17 protein-coding genes are annotated in these 16,854 nt (G+C 55.3%); 1 reads left to right on the top strand and 16 read right to left on the bottom strand.

Features of this window, described 5'->3' with window-relative positions:
- Positions 1 to 43 precede the first annotated feature (43 nt).
- The 8 genes from Mal52_RS21980 to Mal52_RS21945 form a co-directional block, all read right to left on the bottom strand.
- Complete coding sequence (locus tag Mal52_RS21980; protein WP_145378681.1) at positions 44 to 823, bottom strand: hypothetical protein; 780 nt, start codon at positions 821 to 823, stop codon at positions 44 to 46.
- Positions 824 to 1,473: 650 nt separating this feature from the next.
- Positions 1,474 to 2,391 carry an NAD(P)-dependent oxidoreductase gene (locus Mal52_RS21975; protein WP_145378679.1) on the bottom strand — a complete coding sequence of 306 codons (918 nt, stop codon included), beginning with the start codon at positions 2,389 to 2,391 and terminating at the stop codon, positions 1,474 to 1,476.
- Between the two features lie 140 nt (positions 2,392 to 2,531).
- Positions 2,532 to 3,536 (bottom strand): phenylalanine--tRNA ligase subunit alpha, encoded by a 1,005-nt coding sequence (pheS, locus tag Mal52_RS21970; protein ID WP_145378677.1) that lies wholly within the window; start codon positions 3,534 to 3,536, stop codon positions 2,532 to 2,534.
- Positions 3,537 to 3,695: 159 nt separating this feature from the next.
- Positions 3,696 to 4,058, bottom strand: a complete 363-nt coding sequence (rplT, locus tag Mal52_RS21965) for a 50S ribosomal protein L20 (protein WP_145378675.1) — start codon at positions 4,056 to 4,058, stop codon at positions 3,696 to 3,698.
- Positions 4,059 to 4,279: 221 nt separating this feature from the next.
- Positions 4,280 to 4,480 (bottom strand): 50S ribosomal protein L35, encoded by a 201-nt coding sequence (gene rpmI / locus Mal52_RS21960; protein ID WP_145378673.1) that lies wholly within the window; start codon positions 4,478 to 4,480, stop codon positions 4,280 to 4,282.
- Positions 4,481 to 4,805: 325 nt separating this feature from the next.
- Complete coding sequence (infC, locus tag Mal52_RS21955; protein WP_145378671.1) at positions 4,806 to 5,336, bottom strand: translation initiation factor IF-3; 531 nt, start codon at positions 5,334 to 5,336, stop codon at positions 4,806 to 4,808.
- A 306-nt stretch (positions 5,337 to 5,642) separates the two neighbouring features.
- Positions 5,643 to 6,695 (bottom strand): flagellar motor switch protein FliM, encoded by a 1,053-nt coding sequence (fliM, locus tag Mal52_RS21950; protein WP_145378669.1) that lies wholly within the window; start codon positions 6,693 to 6,695, stop codon positions 5,643 to 5,645.
- 43 nt (positions 6,696 to 6,738) lie between these two features.
- Positions 6,739 to 8,022, bottom strand: coding sequence for a glutamate-5-semialdehyde dehydrogenase (locus Mal52_RS21945; protein WP_231962413.1), 1,284 nt, complete (start codon positions 8,020 to 8,022; stop codon positions 6,739 to 6,741).
- A 347-nt stretch (positions 8,023 to 8,369) separates the two neighbouring features.
- Between Mal52_RS21945 and Mal52_RS21940 the strand changes: the two genes are divergently transcribed.
- Positions 8,370 to 9,011 (top strand): Uma2 family endonuclease, encoded by a 642-nt coding sequence (locus Mal52_RS21940; RefSeq protein ID WP_145378665.1) that lies wholly within the window; start codon positions 8,370 to 8,372, stop codon positions 9,009 to 9,011.
- Between the two features lie 51 nt (positions 9,012 to 9,062).
- Here the strand turns inward: Mal52_RS21940 and Mal52_RS21935 are convergent, their stop codons facing one another.
- The 8 genes from Mal52_RS21935 to groL (Mal52_RS21900) all read right to left on the bottom strand — a co-directional run bounded on the left by Mal52_RS21935 (position 9,063) and on the right by groL (Mal52_RS21900) (position 16,324).
- On the bottom strand, positions 9,063 to 9,404 hold the full coding sequence (locus Mal52_RS21935) for a hypothetical protein (protein ID WP_145378664.1): 342 nt from the start codon (positions 9,402 to 9,404) through the stop codon (positions 9,063 to 9,065).
- A gap of 6 nt (positions 9,405 to 9,410) precedes the next feature.
- Positions 9,411 to 9,632 carry a DNA gyrase inhibitor YacG gene (locus Mal52_RS21930; RefSeq protein WP_197533381.1) on the bottom strand — a complete coding sequence of 74 codons (222 nt, stop codon included), beginning with the start codon at positions 9,630 to 9,632 and terminating at the stop codon, positions 9,411 to 9,413.
- Positions 9,633 to 9,789: 157 nt separating this feature from the next.
- Positions 9,790 to 10,092, bottom strand: a complete 303-nt coding sequence (locus Mal52_RS21925) for an FmdB family zinc ribbon protein (RefSeq protein WP_145378662.1) — start codon at positions 10,090 to 10,092, stop codon at positions 9,790 to 9,792.
- A gap of 131 nt (positions 10,093 to 10,223) precedes the next feature.
- A complete protein-coding gene (locus tag Mal52_RS21920; RefSeq protein ID WP_145378660.1) occupies positions 10,224 to 10,763 on the bottom strand; it encodes a nucleotide exchange factor GrpE in 540 nt (179 codons plus the stop codon).
- Positions 10,764 to 10,826: 63 nt separating this feature from the next.
- Positions 10,827 to 11,966 carry a molecular chaperone DnaJ gene (gene dnaJ, locus Mal52_RS21915; RefSeq protein ID WP_197533380.1) on the bottom strand — a complete coding sequence of 380 codons (1,140 nt, stop codon included), beginning with the start codon at positions 11,964 to 11,966 and terminating at the stop codon, positions 10,827 to 10,829.
- Between the two features lie 286 nt (positions 11,967 to 12,252).
- Complete coding sequence (gene groL / locus Mal52_RS21910) at positions 12,253 to 13,869, bottom strand: chaperonin GroEL (RefSeq protein ID WP_145378656.1); 1,617 nt, start codon at positions 13,867 to 13,869, stop codon at positions 12,253 to 12,255.
- Positions 13,870 to 13,999: 130 nt separating this feature from the next.
- Positions 14,000 to 14,290, bottom strand: a complete 291-nt coding sequence (groES, locus tag Mal52_RS21905; RefSeq protein ID WP_145378654.1) for a co-chaperone GroES — start codon at positions 14,288 to 14,290, stop codon at positions 14,000 to 14,002.
- A gap of 309 nt (positions 14,291 to 14,599) precedes the next feature.
- Positions 14,600 to 16,324: a chaperonin GroEL gene (gene groL / locus Mal52_RS21900; RefSeq protein ID WP_145378652.1), complete on the bottom strand. Its 1,725-nt coding sequence runs from the start codon at positions 16,322 to 16,324 to the stop codon at positions 14,600 to 14,602.
- Between the last annotated feature and the right edge of the window lie 530 nt (positions 16,325 to 16,854).

Here is a 16,854-nt window from a genome sequence, read left to right as displayed (position 1 = left end):
CAACGTTGTGCGCGGGTCTCCTGACCCCGCACTTGAGGTAAGCTTACGAATCTTCGACCAAAAAGTCCAAGGTTGCGTTGGGCTCAAAATGAAAAGCCAATCGATCTCCAATGTGGGAGAGTGGCCGCCAAGCTGGAGTCCCGGGACCTTCGAGATAGAATTCGATTATTGAGTTCTCGTAAGTAGCGACCGGTGCAAGTACTGCGGACGAGTTAAAGTTGTCGTCCAAAAATCGCCTCAGGCAGTCGATTTCGTCGATGAGGTTGCCATCTTTTACCGCTAGAATCGCCTCATGCAGCAGGCGTGGCCGCCGTGGATTTTTCCCGAGAACATGCAAGGGAGCCAACCACTGGGTTAGCCAAACGGCTTCGCCTGCAGTGATCGGCTTTATCGCATCCAAGCCAGGGAGAGCCGACGTTGCTGTATTGCATTCCGTGTAGACACAAGAAGGGATCAATGGAATCCCGTGCGTCGCAACATACGGTGGTGGCGAAAACTCCTCGGGTTCTCCGAAGCCTTTCGACGCGTCGTTCCACGCGTCAAACATTTGGCTAAAAGCGGGGAAGAACGCAACGAAGTCGCCGAACCGTCGAATGCAAATCCATCCACCTGCCGCGCATCCCGTGTTCCCACATTCCGCACAGACAATGACTTGCGTCGGATCAGCATGGAACTGCACATAGTCCAGTGCGTTAACCAGACAGGTGACCCCGGCATAGACCGCCTGCGTACTAAACCGTTCCCCGCTCGATGAAGTGAAATCTAACTCAACGTCTCGAATGTTAAGTTTGTCGACAATCCACCATTGAGGCGTCGGTTGCATCGGATTAGAGCCTTGACCGCATGGTTACCGTTTCCGCCACAACGTTGTGCGCGGGTCTCCTGACCCCGCACTTAACCGGACCGTAGGTCTCCCGTCACATGACAATGCGTTTCAACATCCGGACAAGCAGGTCTGCCATGCGCTCTTTAAATACCACTACCGTATACGACCTCGCCACGCATTCAAATGGGGAAGGGCGAAACCAACAGACATTACGTTGTAGGTCTCGCCAATGGTCTGGGGTGTAATAAGCCTCATAGGGTCCGGCTGTACACACAGCTGACCCTACTTTTGCGGTGGGGTGCCAGTTAGCCGCAGGACAAAAAAGCCTCACGCAAAGCCGCCAAGTTCGCAAAGAAATTTGCGACGTCGATGCGCTTAGGCATCAGCTTGCGTAAATCGCGTCCAACTGACGGAAACAATTCTCTCACAGAAACGGCATCCCCGCCACGCCGCCATCGATCATGAATGAGATGATCCCCGTATCGCCTTTGCGATCTTGGCGGCTTTGCGTGAGTATTATTCCATCGCTCGGAAGTTGTGCGCGGGTCTCCTGACCCCGCACTTAACCGGACCGTAGGTCTCCCGTCACATGACAATGCGTTTCAACATCCGGACAAGCAGGTCTGCCATGCGCTCTTCAAATACCACTACCGCTTTCGCCAATCCACTCCCGACATCTCAGCCAGCGCCAGTTGCAACGCATGCGTGCCGTCGCGGCCGTGGCCGGTGGCTTGGACGGAGAGATATAGCTGGTGCGCCAGCGCCAAGCCGGGGAGGCACAGGCCCATCCGTTTGGCTTCGGCCAGGGCGATGCCCATGTCTTTGATGAAGTGCTCGACGAAGAAACCGGGGTCAAAGTTGTTGTCCATGATGCGTGGGCCGAGATTCGACAGCGACCAACTTCCCGCTGCACCCGTCGCCACCGATTGCAAAACCGTTGGCAAATCCAAGCCCGCTTTGTGACCATACAGCAACGCTTCGCAGACGCCGATCATGCCGCTGGCGATCAGCGTTTGATTGACCATTTTCGTGTGCTGCCCGGCGCCGGCGGGGCCTTGATGCACGATCGTTTTGCCCATTGCTTCCCAACAGGGATTCAGCGCTTCGACGACTTCTTTGTCGCCGCCGATCATGATCGACAACCGCGCCTCTTTCGCACCCACGTCGCCACCCGAGACCGGGGCATCAACGCTGTGCACGCCTTTCGCTTGCGCGGCTTCGGCGATTTCAATGGCTAGCGACGGTTCGCTGGTGGTCATATCCACCAGCACGTTGCCCGCCTTTGAACCGGCCAGTGCGCCGTCTTCGCCCAACATCACTTCCCGCACATCGCTGGGAAAACCAACAATCGTGAAGATCACATCCGAGGCTTCGGCAACTGCTTTGGGCGAATCGGCCCAGACAGCCCCTTTGGCAATCAGCGCGTCGGCTTTGCTTTTCGTGCGAGTATAAACGGTGGCTGCGAAGCCGGCGTCGATCAGGTGCCCGACCATACTTTGGCCCATTACACCGGTGCCGATCCAACCCACTTTTGTCGTGCCGGGAGCAATTGTTGGTACACTCATCGTTGGTATCTCCTTTGAACCGACTTGTAGTTAAACCCGCTCGCTAAGTTTCTGTAGGGCAGGCTCCCGCCTGCCGCGAATGATGACGGCAGGCGGGAGCCTGCCCTACTTTATGTTCAACGTTCGACGGTCACAACTTGTTAAAACTGCTGCAGGAATTGCACGTCGTTGGTGTAAAACTCGCGGATGTCGGGGATGTTGTGCCGTCGCATGCAGAACCGTTCCACACCCATACCGAATGCGAAGCCGGAGTATTTCTCAGGATCGTAGCCGACTGAACGCAGGACATTCGGATCGACCATCCCCGCGCCGCCAATCTCCAACCAATCATCGCCCCAGCTCATGTCGACTTCCACCGAGGGTTCGGTGAAGGGAAAGAACGAGGGCCGAAAGCGGACATGCACGTCATGCCCCAAGTAAGTTTGCGCGAACAACCGCAACACGGTTTTCAGTTCGGCCATCGTCACCGATTCGCCGATCATCAAGCCTTCCATTTGATGGAACATGCAGGAGTGCGTGCGATCCATCGTGTCGGGGCGGTAGACGCGGCCCAACGAAATAATACGAATCGGCGGCTCGGTCTGTTCCATCACGCGAATCTGCACGGTCGATGTTTGACTGCGCAATAACAACGGCCCGCCGGCCGCGGTCTCTGCCGTTGCTAGATAGAAATTCTCCAGCGGGTCCCGAGCCGGATGGTCGTCGGGGATGTTGAGTGCTTCGAAGTTGTGGTGTTCGTCCTCGATCTCAGGACCGGAGGCGACGGTGAATCCCATCCGCCCCATGATCTCTTTGAATTCATCAATCGTCTGCGTCAGGGGATGCCGGTTCCCCAATCGCGGCACCGCACCGGGCAGGGTGATGTCGAGCCCTGCGGCAGTCGTTTTCGGGGCTGAGAGCTGTTTCTTGTATTCATCGTAACAGGCGGTCACTGCTGTTTTGACTTCATTGAACAGCTTGCCTAGGGCAGGGCGGTGTTCCGGGTCTGCCTTACCTAATAACGATTGCAAATCGCGGAGCCGGCCCTTTTTGGCGCCAAGAAACTCAACCCGAATTTTTTCCAAGACTTCAGGAGAAGTCGCTGCTTCAATGGCAGCTTTTGCCTCCTGAGCGTACTCGTCGAATTTCTGCTTGACGGATTCCATCAGAGGTTTGGCCGTTTTGATGAAGGTTTACGGAAATCGGAGGGAGATATCATGGGACCGAAATAAATCGATCCCCGCGCGTCTTTGCAGGCGGCGGGGACCGAGGAATTGCGTGTTCGGCAAATGAGCATGATGACCAGCAAGTAGCCGGCAGCCGGTTTAAGCGGCAGCAGCGACTTGAGCCTGTGCCAGTTCGACCAGTTCGTCGAAAATCTGCGGCTCGTGGATGGCCAACTCGCTGAGCGATTTGCGGTTCAGGGCAATCTCGGCTTTGAGCAAGCCGTTGATAAACCGGGAATAGCTCATGCCCCGACTGCGGCAAGCGGCGGTGATCCGCGTGATCCACAGTCTGCGCATATCACGTTTCCGCACGCGGCGATCGCGATACGCAAATGCCCGTGAGCGGACGAGGGTTTCCTTGACCGTACGGGTCAAGTTTTTACGGCCCCCGAAATTACCGCGGGCCTCTTTGAATAACCGTTTTTTGGCACGCCGACGAGCGGCGCCTTTGCGAACTCTCATGACTCTAAACTACCTGTTGTCTAAATTGTGCAGCGATGTGGCTCGAGCGGATTTCCGGGAGTGCGTCCCGGCCCATAGATCTTCTGTATTGCCCAGCATGAATTGCCCAGGGGAAATTCCCCCCGCAAAATTGTTCTGCAAAGGCGAAGCGAGCCTTGGCGCCTTGTCCACCAAGGTGGCCCGCCTTCAATCCAATACGGCAATTCTGAACACGTGCGTCGTTAACTGCTTGGCCGCAAAGCGGCTTGGATCAGCTTCGCCTCGGCGCCGACGAGCACACCATCCTGGCGCAAATCGCTTTTACGCTTCGAGGTCTTTTTCCCTAAGATATGTCCACGAAAAGCCTTGCGATGCTTGGCTTTCCCTGTAGCAGTCACTTTGAACCGCTTCTTAATTCCCTTGTGTGTCTTCTGCTTGGGCATGATCCCGCCGCCAGAGTCTATGAAAAATTGGTTTGAATATCTTCAGAAGTCGCGGATTATAGCGGACTTCCGTTTCGGAAAGCCAGCCTGCGCGTGCAAAAAAACGTCTGCCGCTCGAGGAATCTCTAGCTGGACCCCGAAAATCACCCCGCAATGATCCATCTGATCGGCACAGATGCCTGATCAACCGTTGGATTTCACCGCTGAGTCGCCGAAAACCGTAGAATCTGTTTCAAAACCCGGTTGCGGATGTTCCAGGAACTTGCTGATCAGTCAACAGGACACGCCAGAGGGTTTTGAAACGATTTCTTGTCTCCCACCGAGGTTAGGACGCCCGCGGAGCCAAGATTGCGCTCATCTGGTTCCGACCTTCCATGCTAGGAAATTTTTCAACTTTCGCGATGTCGTCCAAGTTTTCGATGATGCTATTCAGGATCTCCATGCCCCGATCCTTGTGCGCCAATTCTCGGCCGCGAAAAATGATGTTCACCTTGACCTTATCACGTCCCTGCAAAAACGTGCGTGCACGTTTGACCTTGAAGTCGATGTCGTGGTCGCCCGTTTTGGGGCGGACCCGAATTTCCTTCAGTTGGACGTGATGCTGCTTGGAGTTTTTGGCCAGCCGTTTCTTCTGTTCGTACTTAAACTTCCCGTAATCCATAATGCGGCACACGGGAGGACGTTCGTTCGGAGCAACCTCTACAAGATCCAGGCCTTCGTCATACGCAACTTGCTGTGCGTCGGCTGTGGGGATGATTCCCAGCATTTCCCCCGTATGACTCACAACCCGCACTGGTGTAATGCGGATTTGATCGTTGAGTCGATGACTTGTGTCGATAGTTTGTGTCCTTTTCAGTTTGAACTAGGCAACTCATGGTAAAAAATACGTCTGAACTTTTATTGCGCCGCAGCGCCTAGATATGCGTCTACGACACTTCTCGAATTGTCAGGTGTCACAGCCCGATATGCGGGCCATAACGATCTATTCGTCAAACCCGCACCGTTCTTAGCAACCTGACAAGCAAGAACGATTGTACTACTCTGGGGATATTTTGACCCCTAAACCTCACTCCGTCAAGGACTTGCCCACGACATCTTACGCCTTGCCGGAGAAAAATATCTGTGCAGGACACCTCCCAGAAGCCCCGCTGTTGGCTAAATGTCATGTCGCTGCTTGCGCCTGCGGTGGTTTTGTTGCTGCGATACTCTTCAGTTTTTCCTCGACAACATCCTCAGGCGCACGGATCGCTTTTCCAATCTGTACGGCGGTATACCCTTTGTAGGAGCCGGGTTGCGCGTAAAACTTTGGCACGCCCTCAATGTCGACCTGCAAAGGTTCCGATTTTTCTGTGCCGGTGGGAATCACATCCCCGACAGCCATATTCAGCAGGTCACTGTTGGTTAAGTGTGTCTCTGCCAATCGAACCACCAGTTTGACCTTTGCATGATTAACCCCCGTTTCAAGGTTCATCGACTGCCGCGCATCGGCCTGTTTTTGTGTGTAGGTGGACCAGGCGTTGGACGAAAATTTGCCGGCCAACGGTTCGATGGTATTAAACGGGATGCACAAATTCATGATGCCCCGCATTTCCCCCATCGTAATTTCAAAGCTGATCAACACGATGACTTCGTTGGGCGGCACGATCTGCACCAGTTGCGGATTGCTCTCGACCTGACTGATTTTGGGGTCCAATTGACAAATCCGTGCCCAAGCATTTTTTAAGGCTTCGATGGCCAAGTTGGTGATGCGGCTGGCCAGTCGCACTTCGATTTCTGTGAGCGGCCGTCCCGGCAATTTCTGTGTCGATTCCCGTCCACCCCCCAAGAGTCGATCGATGATCGGAAACACAATGGACGGGTTCAGATCAAGAATGATATGCCCTTCCAACGGTTCGGCAGTCAGCAAATTAAAGCAGGACGGGTTTTCTAAACTGTATACGAATTCGCTGTAGGTCAATTGGTCGACGCTGATCAGTTTGACTTCCACAATCGTCCGCAGCATCCCGCTCAGCGCAGCCCCGAATTCCCGGCCAAAACCTTCGTGCAGCGCTTGGAACCCCCGCATCTGCTCTTTGCTGACGCGTTCGGGGCGTTTGAAGTCATAGATGCTGACTTGGGAATTCGGATCATCCGCGCGCTTTTGACGGACCTGCACACCCGGATCCAGCGCTGATAACAGCGATTCCACTTCTGATTGGCTGAGTACGTCTGCCATCCTTGGCCTCCACCCATTGCCGTCTACCGATTCGAGGAGTACCTTACTCTCGAATCTGTCCCGCGCCTTGCACGAGGTATTTGTAACTGGTCAATTCCCGCAAACCGCACGGCCCGCGAGCATGAAATTTATCGGTGCTGATGCCAATCTCGGCTCCCAAACCGAATTGACCTCCATCGTTGAATCGCGTGCTGGCATTCACAATCACCGCCGCCGAATCAACTGCCGCGCAAAAACGCCGCGACGCCGCTAAGTCGTTGGTGACGATCGCCTCGGTATGCCGCGAACTGAACTCTTCGATATGATCGATAGCTGCCTGCAAGTCATCGACCACCTTGATGGAAATAATCAGGTCTAAAAACTCATCAGCAAAATCCTCGCGTGTCGCCGGGACCGCACCCGGCATGAGCGGTAACGAACGTTCGCAACACCGCATCTCGACACCTTGCTCGGCGAACTTTGCCGCCATTTTCGGCAGAAACGTCTCCGCCACCTCGCGATGTACGAGCAGGCTTTCGGCCGCATTGCAGACACCGGGGCGATGGCATTTGCTGTTGATCACGATTCGCAGCGCCGCATCCAAATCCGCTGCCGTGTCCACATAGACGTGGCAATTTCCGTCGTAGTGTTTAATGACCGGCATTGTCGCTTCAGCGGCGACCCGTTCGATCAATGCTTTGCCGCCCCGTGGAATCGTCACGGAGATCTTGTCACTCTGCCGCAAAAAATGCCCCACCGCGTCTCGATCGGTTGTTTCCACGAGTTGCACAGCCTGCTCCGGCAACCCAACATCGCTGAGCGCTTCTTGCAGAATGGCATAAAAAGCCTGGTTGCTGTGAAAGGCCTCTTTGCCTCCCCGCAGAATGACCGCATTGCCGCTTTTGACGCACAGCGCGGCCGCATCGACTGTGACATTGGGCCGCGATTCGTAGATGAAAAAGACCACTCCCAACGGAACGCGGACTTTGAGAACCTCCAACCCGTTGGGGCGGATGTTGCTGTCGATGACCTCTCCCACCGGATTGGGCAACGCAACGACTTCCTCAAGCGCTGTGGCAATTCCTTCCAATCGCTCGGGGGTGAGCCGCAATCGGTCAACGGCTGCCGCATTCAGTCCGTACTCCGGTGCCTGGGCAATATCCTGTTCGTTGGCGGCCAAAATCTCGTCGCCACGCGCACGAATCAACTCCGCCGACCGGCGCAGCCAATCATCCTTTTGCCCCCCGCTCGCCAGCGCCAGACCCCGCGCAGCTTGTTGCGCACGTTCAGCGACTTCGCGCGTGTACGATTTTAAGTCCGGTATTGTTGCTGTTGTCGCTACATTCACCGCTGTTTCCACCCGTGTTCCGCTTGTCTTAAAACGTCTGTTTTGAGATCAGCCTGCGCAGAGACCTTCCACGCGTGCATTGATCAGCACTTTCTGGCCTAGCAAAATTGACCTCGATTGCTTCATCAGTGAGTATCGAGAAACTCCGACTTTCTGTCAACGCGGCTTAGTGCCTGCCTAGCCGCTGCGCAGGCACAATATTCCGTCCCAATAGACACTGAAATGGCTGTACGGGTTCCCTCACTGTGTATCGGGGCGGTCCTCATTTGGACTTGTTCCGGAGCCAATCGCAGCGGATAATTGGTGAAGTAAACCAAGAAATGCTGTTTTTTCGAGAACAAGCCCCCATGTCTCACGCAGTCGACTCCATAGCCGCCGACTGGACCGCGGTTGACTTAGCGGCACGCTACGGTGCAATGCCGCTATCTCGTATCCGCCTCCCACACGACTCCGACCCAGCCACCGAGGAGGACGTGGTCGACATTCATGACCGCGAAAATCGTCTGTATGAGCTGGTCGACGGCGTTTTGTTGGAGAAAACCATGGGAACCTATGAGTCGTATATTGCGATGTTGCTTGGCCAGTTCCTCGGCGATTTCATTCGACAAAATAATCTCGGGATTCTATTGGGGGCAGACGGCATCTTACGGCTCGCGCCCGGTTTAGTCCGGATTCCTGATGTCTCCTTCATTGCTCGGCATAAACTTCCCGACGGCAAAGTCCCACGCACGCCTGTGGCGACTTTGGTGCCTGATTTGGCGATCGAAGTCATCAGCAAAGGCAACACGGCCGAGGAGATGCAGGAGAAACTCCGCGATTATTTCGAGGTCGGAGTCCGTCTTGTGTGGTACGTCGACCATTTGCGGAAACAGGTTCGCGTTTACACAGCGGTCGATCAGGAACAAATTGTCGGCATCGAGGAAAGTCTCGACGGCGGCGATGTGCTCCCCGGATTCACATTGCCCGTTGCCAGCATCTATGCCGAATGAAATATTCAGCTGCAGTGTGATCTCAAAAGTCACCGAGTCATGCTGCGGGACTTAGAGACCCGGGAGTGGATATTCCGGCACGCTGAGTCCTAAGCGGCCCACTTCCTTCAAGCGTTGCCAGCCGCGCGTGACCAACTCTTCTTCGCGGCGGCGGGATTCGTCATCCATGTGACATTTGCTGAAATCGCCCTCAACCGTGACCGGCGGGAATTTGTCGTCGACAATGAACTGCGATAGTACGGGATTGCAGTGGAGATGACGCTCGGGTTCGCGATGCAGTGCTGCGATTTCTACGCGGCCGATCACATAGCGCAAATACAGATCGCTGTCCGTGATACCCGGAACGGCTTGGCCGCAGACTTCGCACAAGTACCCTTGATCGCATTTGGCCATAGCAAGTTAACCGTCCGCCTCATCGAATTCGTCAAACTCTTCGGCGAGTTTCTCGACAATGTCCGGCCGGTCATCCAAGGATTCTTCAATGGCGTATCGGCCATCCGTCCAACGGAAAAAATCGATCTGTTGGCAACGTCGGCTGCAAAATGGCAATGTCTTGGACTCAGCTGCTTCGACGGCGGAGACAGCTTTATCGCAGATCGGACAAGTCATGAGTTGAATCATCGCACGGATTTCCCGGATTCAAAAACGGTGCATACTGCCAAAACGGCTCCCCGCCAAAATTGTCGCCTCAACACTCGTGCGGCGTCAAGCGCGATTTTCGAAACGGGGGGCGACGAGCAATTTCCGGGGGCAACACCGGTTACGACTCCGGCCGACTTTAATCGCTCGACTTGCTGCTTCCAGACGAACTCGCCTTTGTGTCGGACGTGCTTGGCTTGGATTCGGTCTTTTTCGCCGCTGCGGTCTTATCCGCACTGGCGGCCTTCTTGTACGATTCGCTGCGGTAGTCCGTTTCGTAGAAACCCGATCCACGGAAAATGATTCCGCCGCCCGAACCGATCATCCGCTCCGCTTTTAATTTGCCGCACTCGGGGCATTTGCGGATCGGTTTTTGCTTCATCGAATGGAACACTTCCCACTGATGGTCGCAGCTTTTACAAACGTAGTCGTACGTCGGCATCGCAGTTCCTTTGTCGAGACGTAAAACCTCTTAGCGAGGAAAATGGCCAGCGGTCGGAGCAAACCAGTCCCGGACTACTTGAAAAATGATAGCGGAAAGAGCAACCCACATCCTCCGCGCGAAAACCTCTTTTATTCCACAGCTTTGGAGACAATCACTTTGCTGGGTCGCACCAAGCGGTCGTGCAGGGTGTAGCCTTGCTCGAGCTCCTGAATGACCGTCATCGGGGGATGATCGGCGGAGGGGACTTGTTGCATCGCTTCGTGCTGTTCGGAATTGAACGGCTTGTTGACAGCATCGATCGCAATGACTTGATGCTTGTTCAAAGCATCTTGGAATTGCTTCGCCACCAATTCGACGCCTTCAATCAGTTGATCCAGATTGTGCGTCTGTCCTGCTGCGTCAATCGCCCGCTGGAGGTTATCGAGCGCAGGCAAAATGTCGCGCGACAGTCCGAGCGATTCGTATTTGCGCGCCTCTTCCAATTCGCGACGCATCCGCTTGCGCACGTTTTCGCATTCCGCTTCAGCCCGCCGCCAGCGGTCTAGGTTTGTGTCCCGTTCGGCGATCGCTGCGGCCAACTGCTCTTCGAGCGTTGGTTCTTGATCGTCAGATGCCGCTGCCTCGGCCGCTGTGTTGTCGGGATTTTCGTTGGGTGTTTCGTCTGCCACGAGATTTCTTCCTTACCGATCATCGTCCAGGGAAAGGACCGCCGATTCACGGGGCGATCAATTCTAGGTTTCTTCGTCTTCGCCTGTGAAGTAGTCCTTGAGTGTCTCAAAAAATGACTTGCGATGTGGGCTGACGTGAGCCTCTTCCAACTCCGCCAGCTCGCGGAGCAACTCTTCTTGTCGTTCCGTGAGTTTTTTGGGAACGTCCACTTGGACTTCGACCAACAAGTCTCCCGTCCCTCGTCCATGCGGGTCGGGCATGCCTAAACCCCGCAACCGAAATTCGGTGCCCGTTTGCGTGCCGGCTGGGACTTTCAGGTCGTGCCGGCCGGTCAGAATGGGGACTTCAATTTCAGCGCCCAGCGCCGCTTGTGTATAGGTAATCGGGACCAGACAAGTCAGCGTGTTGCCGTCGCGTTGGAACAACGAATGTTCCTTCACGTGAATGTCCACATACAAATCGCCTCGCGGACCTCCGAGCGCTCCCGGTTCACCTTCGCCCCGCAGACAAAGCTGCATGTCGTTATCGACCCCTGGAGGAACCTTGACCTCCAGTTGCGCCGTTTTTGATTCGCGTCCAGATCCGCCACATTCCTCACATTTATCCCGCACCACGACACCATCGCCGCTGCAGGCGGGACAAGTCGTCTGAATGCGGAAAAAACCTTGCGACTGCACGACCTGCCCGCGACCATCACAATAGTCGCAGGGCTGGGCGATGGAACCGGCTTTGGCGCCGGAGCCGCCGCAAGTCTCACAGTTTTCGTGGCGGCGGACTTCCAATTCTCGGGTGCAACCACGTGCCGCTTCGAGCAACGTGACGGTGATGCCCGTTCTCAGGCTGCGACCGCGCGAGGGACGTCGTCCGGCTCCCGGTTGGCCTGTTCGTGACCCACCGAAAATCCCACCCAGCATGTCACCAAAGGAATCGAAGATGTCATTGATGTCGGTGAAGCCAGCACCGCCCCCCAAGCCTTGCACGCCGGCATGACCGTAGCGATCGTACCGTGCTCGCTTTTGCTCATCCCCCAAGATTTCGAATGCTTCGGCAGCATCCTTGAAGCGTTGTTCGGCCTCTCCATCCCCCGGATTTCTATCGGGATGATTGGCCAACGCCTCCTTGCGGTAGGCTTTTTTTATTTCATCGCCATCGGCTCCCTTTGCCACGCCGAGGACTTCGTAATAGTCGCGTTTCGTTGCCATCACCGCCATGGTTTCACTACAAACTGGAATGACCGCCGTCGCAAGCGATCGATTTTTTCAAGAAGAATGATTCACACTGAGTCGCAATTGTTGATACCCGAAACCAAACTCGCACACACTGCGCCAGCTATGCTCCGCTTGAGCCCTTCTCGAAGTCGAAGCTCGAAGAATCTGCTATTTTTTGTATCGTATTCAGATTCTAGGTTTTGCAATCGCTGATTCACAAAACGGGCCACCGCAAGGGTGGCCCGTCCGGATTTTATGAAAACTCAAAGTGCGCGACTTGTTAGCGGATACTACCTTCAACCGCCTTCTTGTCGCCCCCTTCGAGGTCGTCAGTCCGTGTGACCAAGACTTCGGTCGTCAGCATCAAGCCGGCGATCGATGTCGAGTTCTGGACGGCACTGCGGACCACTTTGGTCGGATCAATGATGCCCGCCTTGAACATGTCGACATATTCACCTGCCTGGGCATTGTAGCCGATGTTCTCGCCTTTTTGGCGGACTTCGTCGGCGATCACCGCGCCATCTTCGCCGCAGTTTTCAGCGATCTGGCGAATCGGAGCCTCAAGTGCTTTGGCCACAATGGCGACGCCGATCTTTTCGTCCCCTTTGGCTTTGACGCTTTTGGCTGCTTCGATCGCCCGCAAGTAAGCGACACCACCGCCGGGAAGAATGCCTTCTTCGACAGCCGCCCGTGTGGCGTGCAGGGCATCTTCCATGCGTGCCTTGGTCTGTTTCATCTCCGATTCGGTAGCGGCTCCGACGGAGATAATTGCCACGCCGCCGGTCAACTTGGCCAGACGTTCTTGGAATTTCTCGCGATCGTATTCGCTATCGGTATTTTCGATTTGAGTGCGGATTTGTTGCACGCGGGTTTTGATCGCTTCGGAGTCTCCGCCACCTTCGATCAAGGTTGTGGAATCTTTGTCGATTTCAACCTTTTTGCAACGGCCAAGTTGATTCAACTCGACCGATTCCAAGGTGATGCCCAACTCTTCGGAGATCAGCGTGCCACCGGTCAAAACGGCCATGTCGGCCAACATGGCTTTGCGGCGATCACCAAAACCGGGGGCTTTGACGGCTGCCACATTCAACACGCCACGCAGGCGGTTGACGACCAGTGCGGTCAACGCTTCGCCGTCAACGTCTTCAGCGACGATCAACAACGGCTTGCTGGATTGTGAAATTTTCTCCAACAGCGGCACGAGTTCCCGCAGGTTCGAGATTTTCTTCTCGAACAGCAAGATATAACAATCTTCCAATTCCACTTTCATGGTTTCGGGATCGTTGACGAAGTAGGGGGAGATGTAACCCTTATCGAATTGCATCCCCTCAGCCAGCGTCAGTGTGGTTTCGTTGCCTTTGCCTTCTTCGACAGTAATCACACCGTCGCGTCCGACTTGCTCCATCGCGTCGGCAATCAAGTCACCCACCGGACGGTCGTTGTTGGCCGAGATACAGCCGACTTGGGCGATCTCTTCTTTACTGGAGACCGGCTTCGACGTTTCGGCGAAATAGGCCAAAACGGCATCGGCCGCTTTTTCAATACCGCGGCGAACGACCATGGGATTTGCTCCCATCGTAATGCTTCGCAGTCCCGCTTCGAACACGGCACGCGCCATAACGGTCGCGGTGGTCGTGCCATCGCCGGCGATGTCGCTGGTTTTGGTGGCGACTTCATTGACCAACTTGGCGCCCATGTTTTCAAACGGGTCGTCCAGTTCGATTTCTTTACTAACGGTCACGCCATCTTTGGTCACGACGGGATTGCCGAAGCTTTTGTCGATCACGACGTTCCGGCCAGTCGGTCCCATGGTGACGGCGACGGTGTCCGCCAGCGTCCGTACTCCGCGCTGCAACTTGAGTTGCGCGCGGTCATCAAAAAGTAATTGTTTCGCCACGCTATCTCACTCCTCGTCGGGGGTGTTTGTAATCTTGCAAATGACCGGATCGATCAGTATCGGATCGATCAGTAATCGACGTGCAGCGATGGAAAAAATCGATCGCCGTCGTCATGTGAACTGGGCAACGTTAGCTGACGATTTTCGCCAGAATATCGCTTTCTCGCAGGACCATGACTTCTTGGCCATCGACTTCAATGTCCGTTCCGCCATATTTGCCGTACAGGACTTTATCGCCAACCGTAACGCTCAACTCAGCGCGTTCGCCCGATTCCAGCAAACGGCCGGGACCGACGGCAACTACTTCGCCGCGTTGGGGTTTTTCTTGGGCCGCATCGGGCAGCACGATGCCGCCGGCGGTTGTGGTTTCTGCTTCCATCACTCGTACGACAACACGATCATCCAAAGGTTTCAACTGCATCTTCTTGTTTGCTCCAAAAATCCGTTCGCCAAGGTTTTCGTTGTTGCTAACACTCGGCTCAAAACCGTATACGCCTGTTGTTGACGCTAAAACCAGCGAACGTGCCGCTCGTTATTTGGTTTTGAAACCGTATTGGTTTTGACACCGTTTTTATTGAAAAGGTCTGCCCCAACGCACGCCATTTCTGCCGGACGCGGGGCTGACTTCATCGACTCATTTCGGACCGACTTCTCATCCTCCCGATGTGCTGATCGTTTCTGAGTCACAGACTCAAACCCCGACACACCGGAAGCTCTGAAGAGCCGATGCTTACATCATTCCGGGCATACCACCCATGCCGGGCATGCCACCCATTCCGGGCATGCCACCGCCCATGCCAGGCATGCCACCCATGCCGCCCATTCCACCGCCCATTCCATGGTCATGGTCGTGCTGGTGGTCGTCACCTTCTTCGGCCGGTTCCTCAACAATGATTGCTTCGGTCGTCAACAACAAGCACGCCACGCTGGCGGCGTTTTGCAAGGCAATTCGTGTCACCTTGGCTGGGTCGACAATACCAAAGCCGAACATGTCGCCGTAGCGGTCATTGAGAGCATCGTAGCCCTCGGACTTGTTTTTCAGCTTGCGAACGTTGTTGGCAACCACCGCACCCTCAGAACCGGCGTTTGCGGCGATGCGTCGAATCGGGATGTCCAACACGTTCTTGACGATCGAGGCTCCGTGGGCTTCGTCACCGACGAGCTTGAGAGCGTCGATGGCTTTGGCACAGCGAACCAACGCCACGCCGCCACCAGGAACAACCCCTTCTTCGATCGCCGCACGCGTTGCCGCCAGGGCATCGTCGATCAGGTCTTTGCGTTCCTTCATAGCCGTCTCGGTCGCGGCTCCGACGTTGATCTGCGCGACGCCGCCAGCCAACTTGGCCAACCGCTCCTGCAGTTTTTCGCGATCGTATTCGCTATCGGTCTCGCCGATTTCGTGACGAATTTGATCGGCACGCCCAGCAATGGCGGCCTTGGTGCCACCACCGCTCACGATAACGGTATTTTCAGCAGTGATACGAACTTTCTTGGCTGTTCCCAAGTCGCTCAACTGCACGTTTTCCAGTTTGAGGCCCAGATCTTTGAAGACCGCTTTGCCACCGGTGAGGATGGCGATGTCTTCCAACTGTGCCTTGCGGCGGTCGCCATAACCAGGAGCTTTGACGGCTGCGATGTTCAAGATGCCGCGGAGCTTGTTGACGACCAGCGTTGCCAGGGCTTCGCCTTCGATGTCCTCAGCAATGATCAACAGCGGCGCGTTCGCCTTGGAAACAGCTTCCAAGAGCGGCACCAGATCTTTGGCGTTGCTGATCTTTTCTTCGAAGATCAAGATCTTGCAGTTTTCCAGCACGCATTCTTGCTGGTCCTGGTCGGTGACGAAGTGCGGCGAGAGATAACCCCGCTCGAATTGCATCCCTTCGACCAGTTCCACTTCGGTGGAGACGTGACGGCCTTCCTCGACGGTGATTACGCCATCGGCGCCCACCTTCATCAGGGCATTGGCCAGAATCGCACCAATCTCCGGGGTGTTGTTCCCCGCGATTGTCGCCACGCGTTCGATTTGTTTTTTGTCGTTTCCGGCGACGGGCTTGGACATCTTTTTGATGTCGCCCACCACCGCTTCGACAGCCTTGTTGATTCCGCGGCTCAGCGACATCGGGTCGCCGCCGGCAGCGATAAACTTGAGGCCTTCCTTGAAGATGGCTTCGGACAAGACCGTGGCGGTCGTGGTTCCGTCGCCGGCGATGTCGCTGGTCTTGGAAGCAGCTTCCTTGACCAACTGCACGCCCATGTTTTCGTAGGGATCCTCCAGATCAATATCTTCGGCAACAGTCACGCCGTCCTTGGTGATCTTGGGACTGCCCCAGCCTTTATCGAGGACGGCATTGCGTCCACGGGGGCCGAGGGTGCTGCCGACTGCTCTTGCCAACTTACCGACTCCCGCCAACAGACTTGCGCGGGCGTCCTCATCGAAATTCATCAACTTCGCCACAGTTTCTCCTCACTACAGGCCAATTTGCGACTGCTGTGATCTAGTCCTCACGGACTGAACTATTAATTTTGTCACGACTGAATATGTCATTGCGAGCCGGTGAGGCTCGCCTTTTCCGTTGGGCGAACGACCTGCAACAGATCGCTCGGGTGTTCCGCACCCGGCTGATCGGTTTTGACCGACCGCGACCGCAAACAGGCAACACATCCCTCGGTCTCCTTCGAAAAGCAAGCAGTGTGCCAAACAGTTAAAATACCACAAGTGGCTACTGGAAATCACTTTAGGGATTTGTTGTGTTTTGCCGCCTCTTGCCAAACCTGCCAACTTGGCAGTGCCGGGAAGGGACCACAAGACTCGATCTGGCAGACACCGGAATGGAACGCGATCATTCCGCCACGGTCAGAATCGTGTCTGCCTTCCCATTTTGACTATCTAGGTGCGCGCAACCGATGCCCCGAATTGTGAGCAGTCGCCCCGCGGCGATTGGTCTCGATTTGAGAGGAAACATTTGGTATTACGCTGCCCCGCCA

Origin of the sequence: Symmachiella dynata (assembly GCF_007747995.1) — a bacterium.
Lineage (GTDB): Bacteria > Planctomycetota > Planctomycetia > Planctomycetales > Planctomycetaceae > Symmachiella > Symmachiella dynata.
Note: the sequence above shows the minus strand (reverse complement) of the source record. Positions and strands in the feature narration are given on the sequence as shown.

Bases quoted from the DNA above. Each gene is read 5' to 3' on its own strand.
- Mal52_RS21980 (WP_145378681.1), bottom strand. From the start codon at position 823: ATGCAACCGACGCCTCAATGGTGGATTGTCGACAAACTTAACATTCGA.
- Mal52_RS21975 (WP_145378679.1), bottom strand. From the start codon at position 2,391: ATGAGTGTACCAACAATTGCTCCCGGCACGACAAAAGTGGGTTGGATC.
- pheS (WP_145378677.1), bottom strand. From the start codon at position 3,536: ATGGAATCCGTCAAGCAGAAATTCGACGAGTACGCTCAGGAGGCAAAA.
- rplT (WP_145378675.1), bottom strand. From the start codon at position 4,058: ATGAGAGTTCGCAAAGGCGCCGCTCGTCGGCGTGCCAAAAAACGGTTA.
- rpmI (WP_145378673.1), bottom strand. From the start codon at position 4,480: ATGCCCAAGCAGAAGACACACAAGGGAATTAAGAAGCGGTTCAAAGTG.
- fliM (WP_145378669.1), bottom strand. From the start codon at position 6,695: ATGGCAGACGTACTCAGCCAATCAGAAGTGGAATCGCTGTTATCAGCG.
- Mal52_RS21940 (WP_145378665.1), top strand. From the start codon at position 8,370: ATGTCTCACGCAGTCGACTCCATAGCCGCCGACTGGACCGCGGTTGAC.
- Mal52_RS21935 (WP_145378664.1), bottom strand. From the start codon at position 9,404: ATGGCCAAATGCGATCAAGGGTACTTGTGCGAAGTCTGCGGCCAAGCC.
- Mal52_RS21930 (WP_197533381.1), bottom strand. From the start codon at position 9,632: ATGATTCAACTCATGACTTGTCCGATCTGCGATAAAGCTGTCTCCGCC.
- Mal52_RS21925 (WP_145378662.1), bottom strand. From the start codon at position 10,092: ATGCCGACGTACGACTACGTTTGTAAAAGCTGCGACCATCAGTGGGAA.
- dnaJ (WP_197533380.1), bottom strand. From the start codon at position 11,966: ATGGCAACGAAACGCGACTATTACGAAGTCCTCGGCGTGGCAAAGGGA.
- groES (WP_145378654.1), bottom strand. From the start codon at position 14,290: ATGCAGTTGAAACCTTTGGATGATCGTGTTGTCGTACGAGTGATGGAA.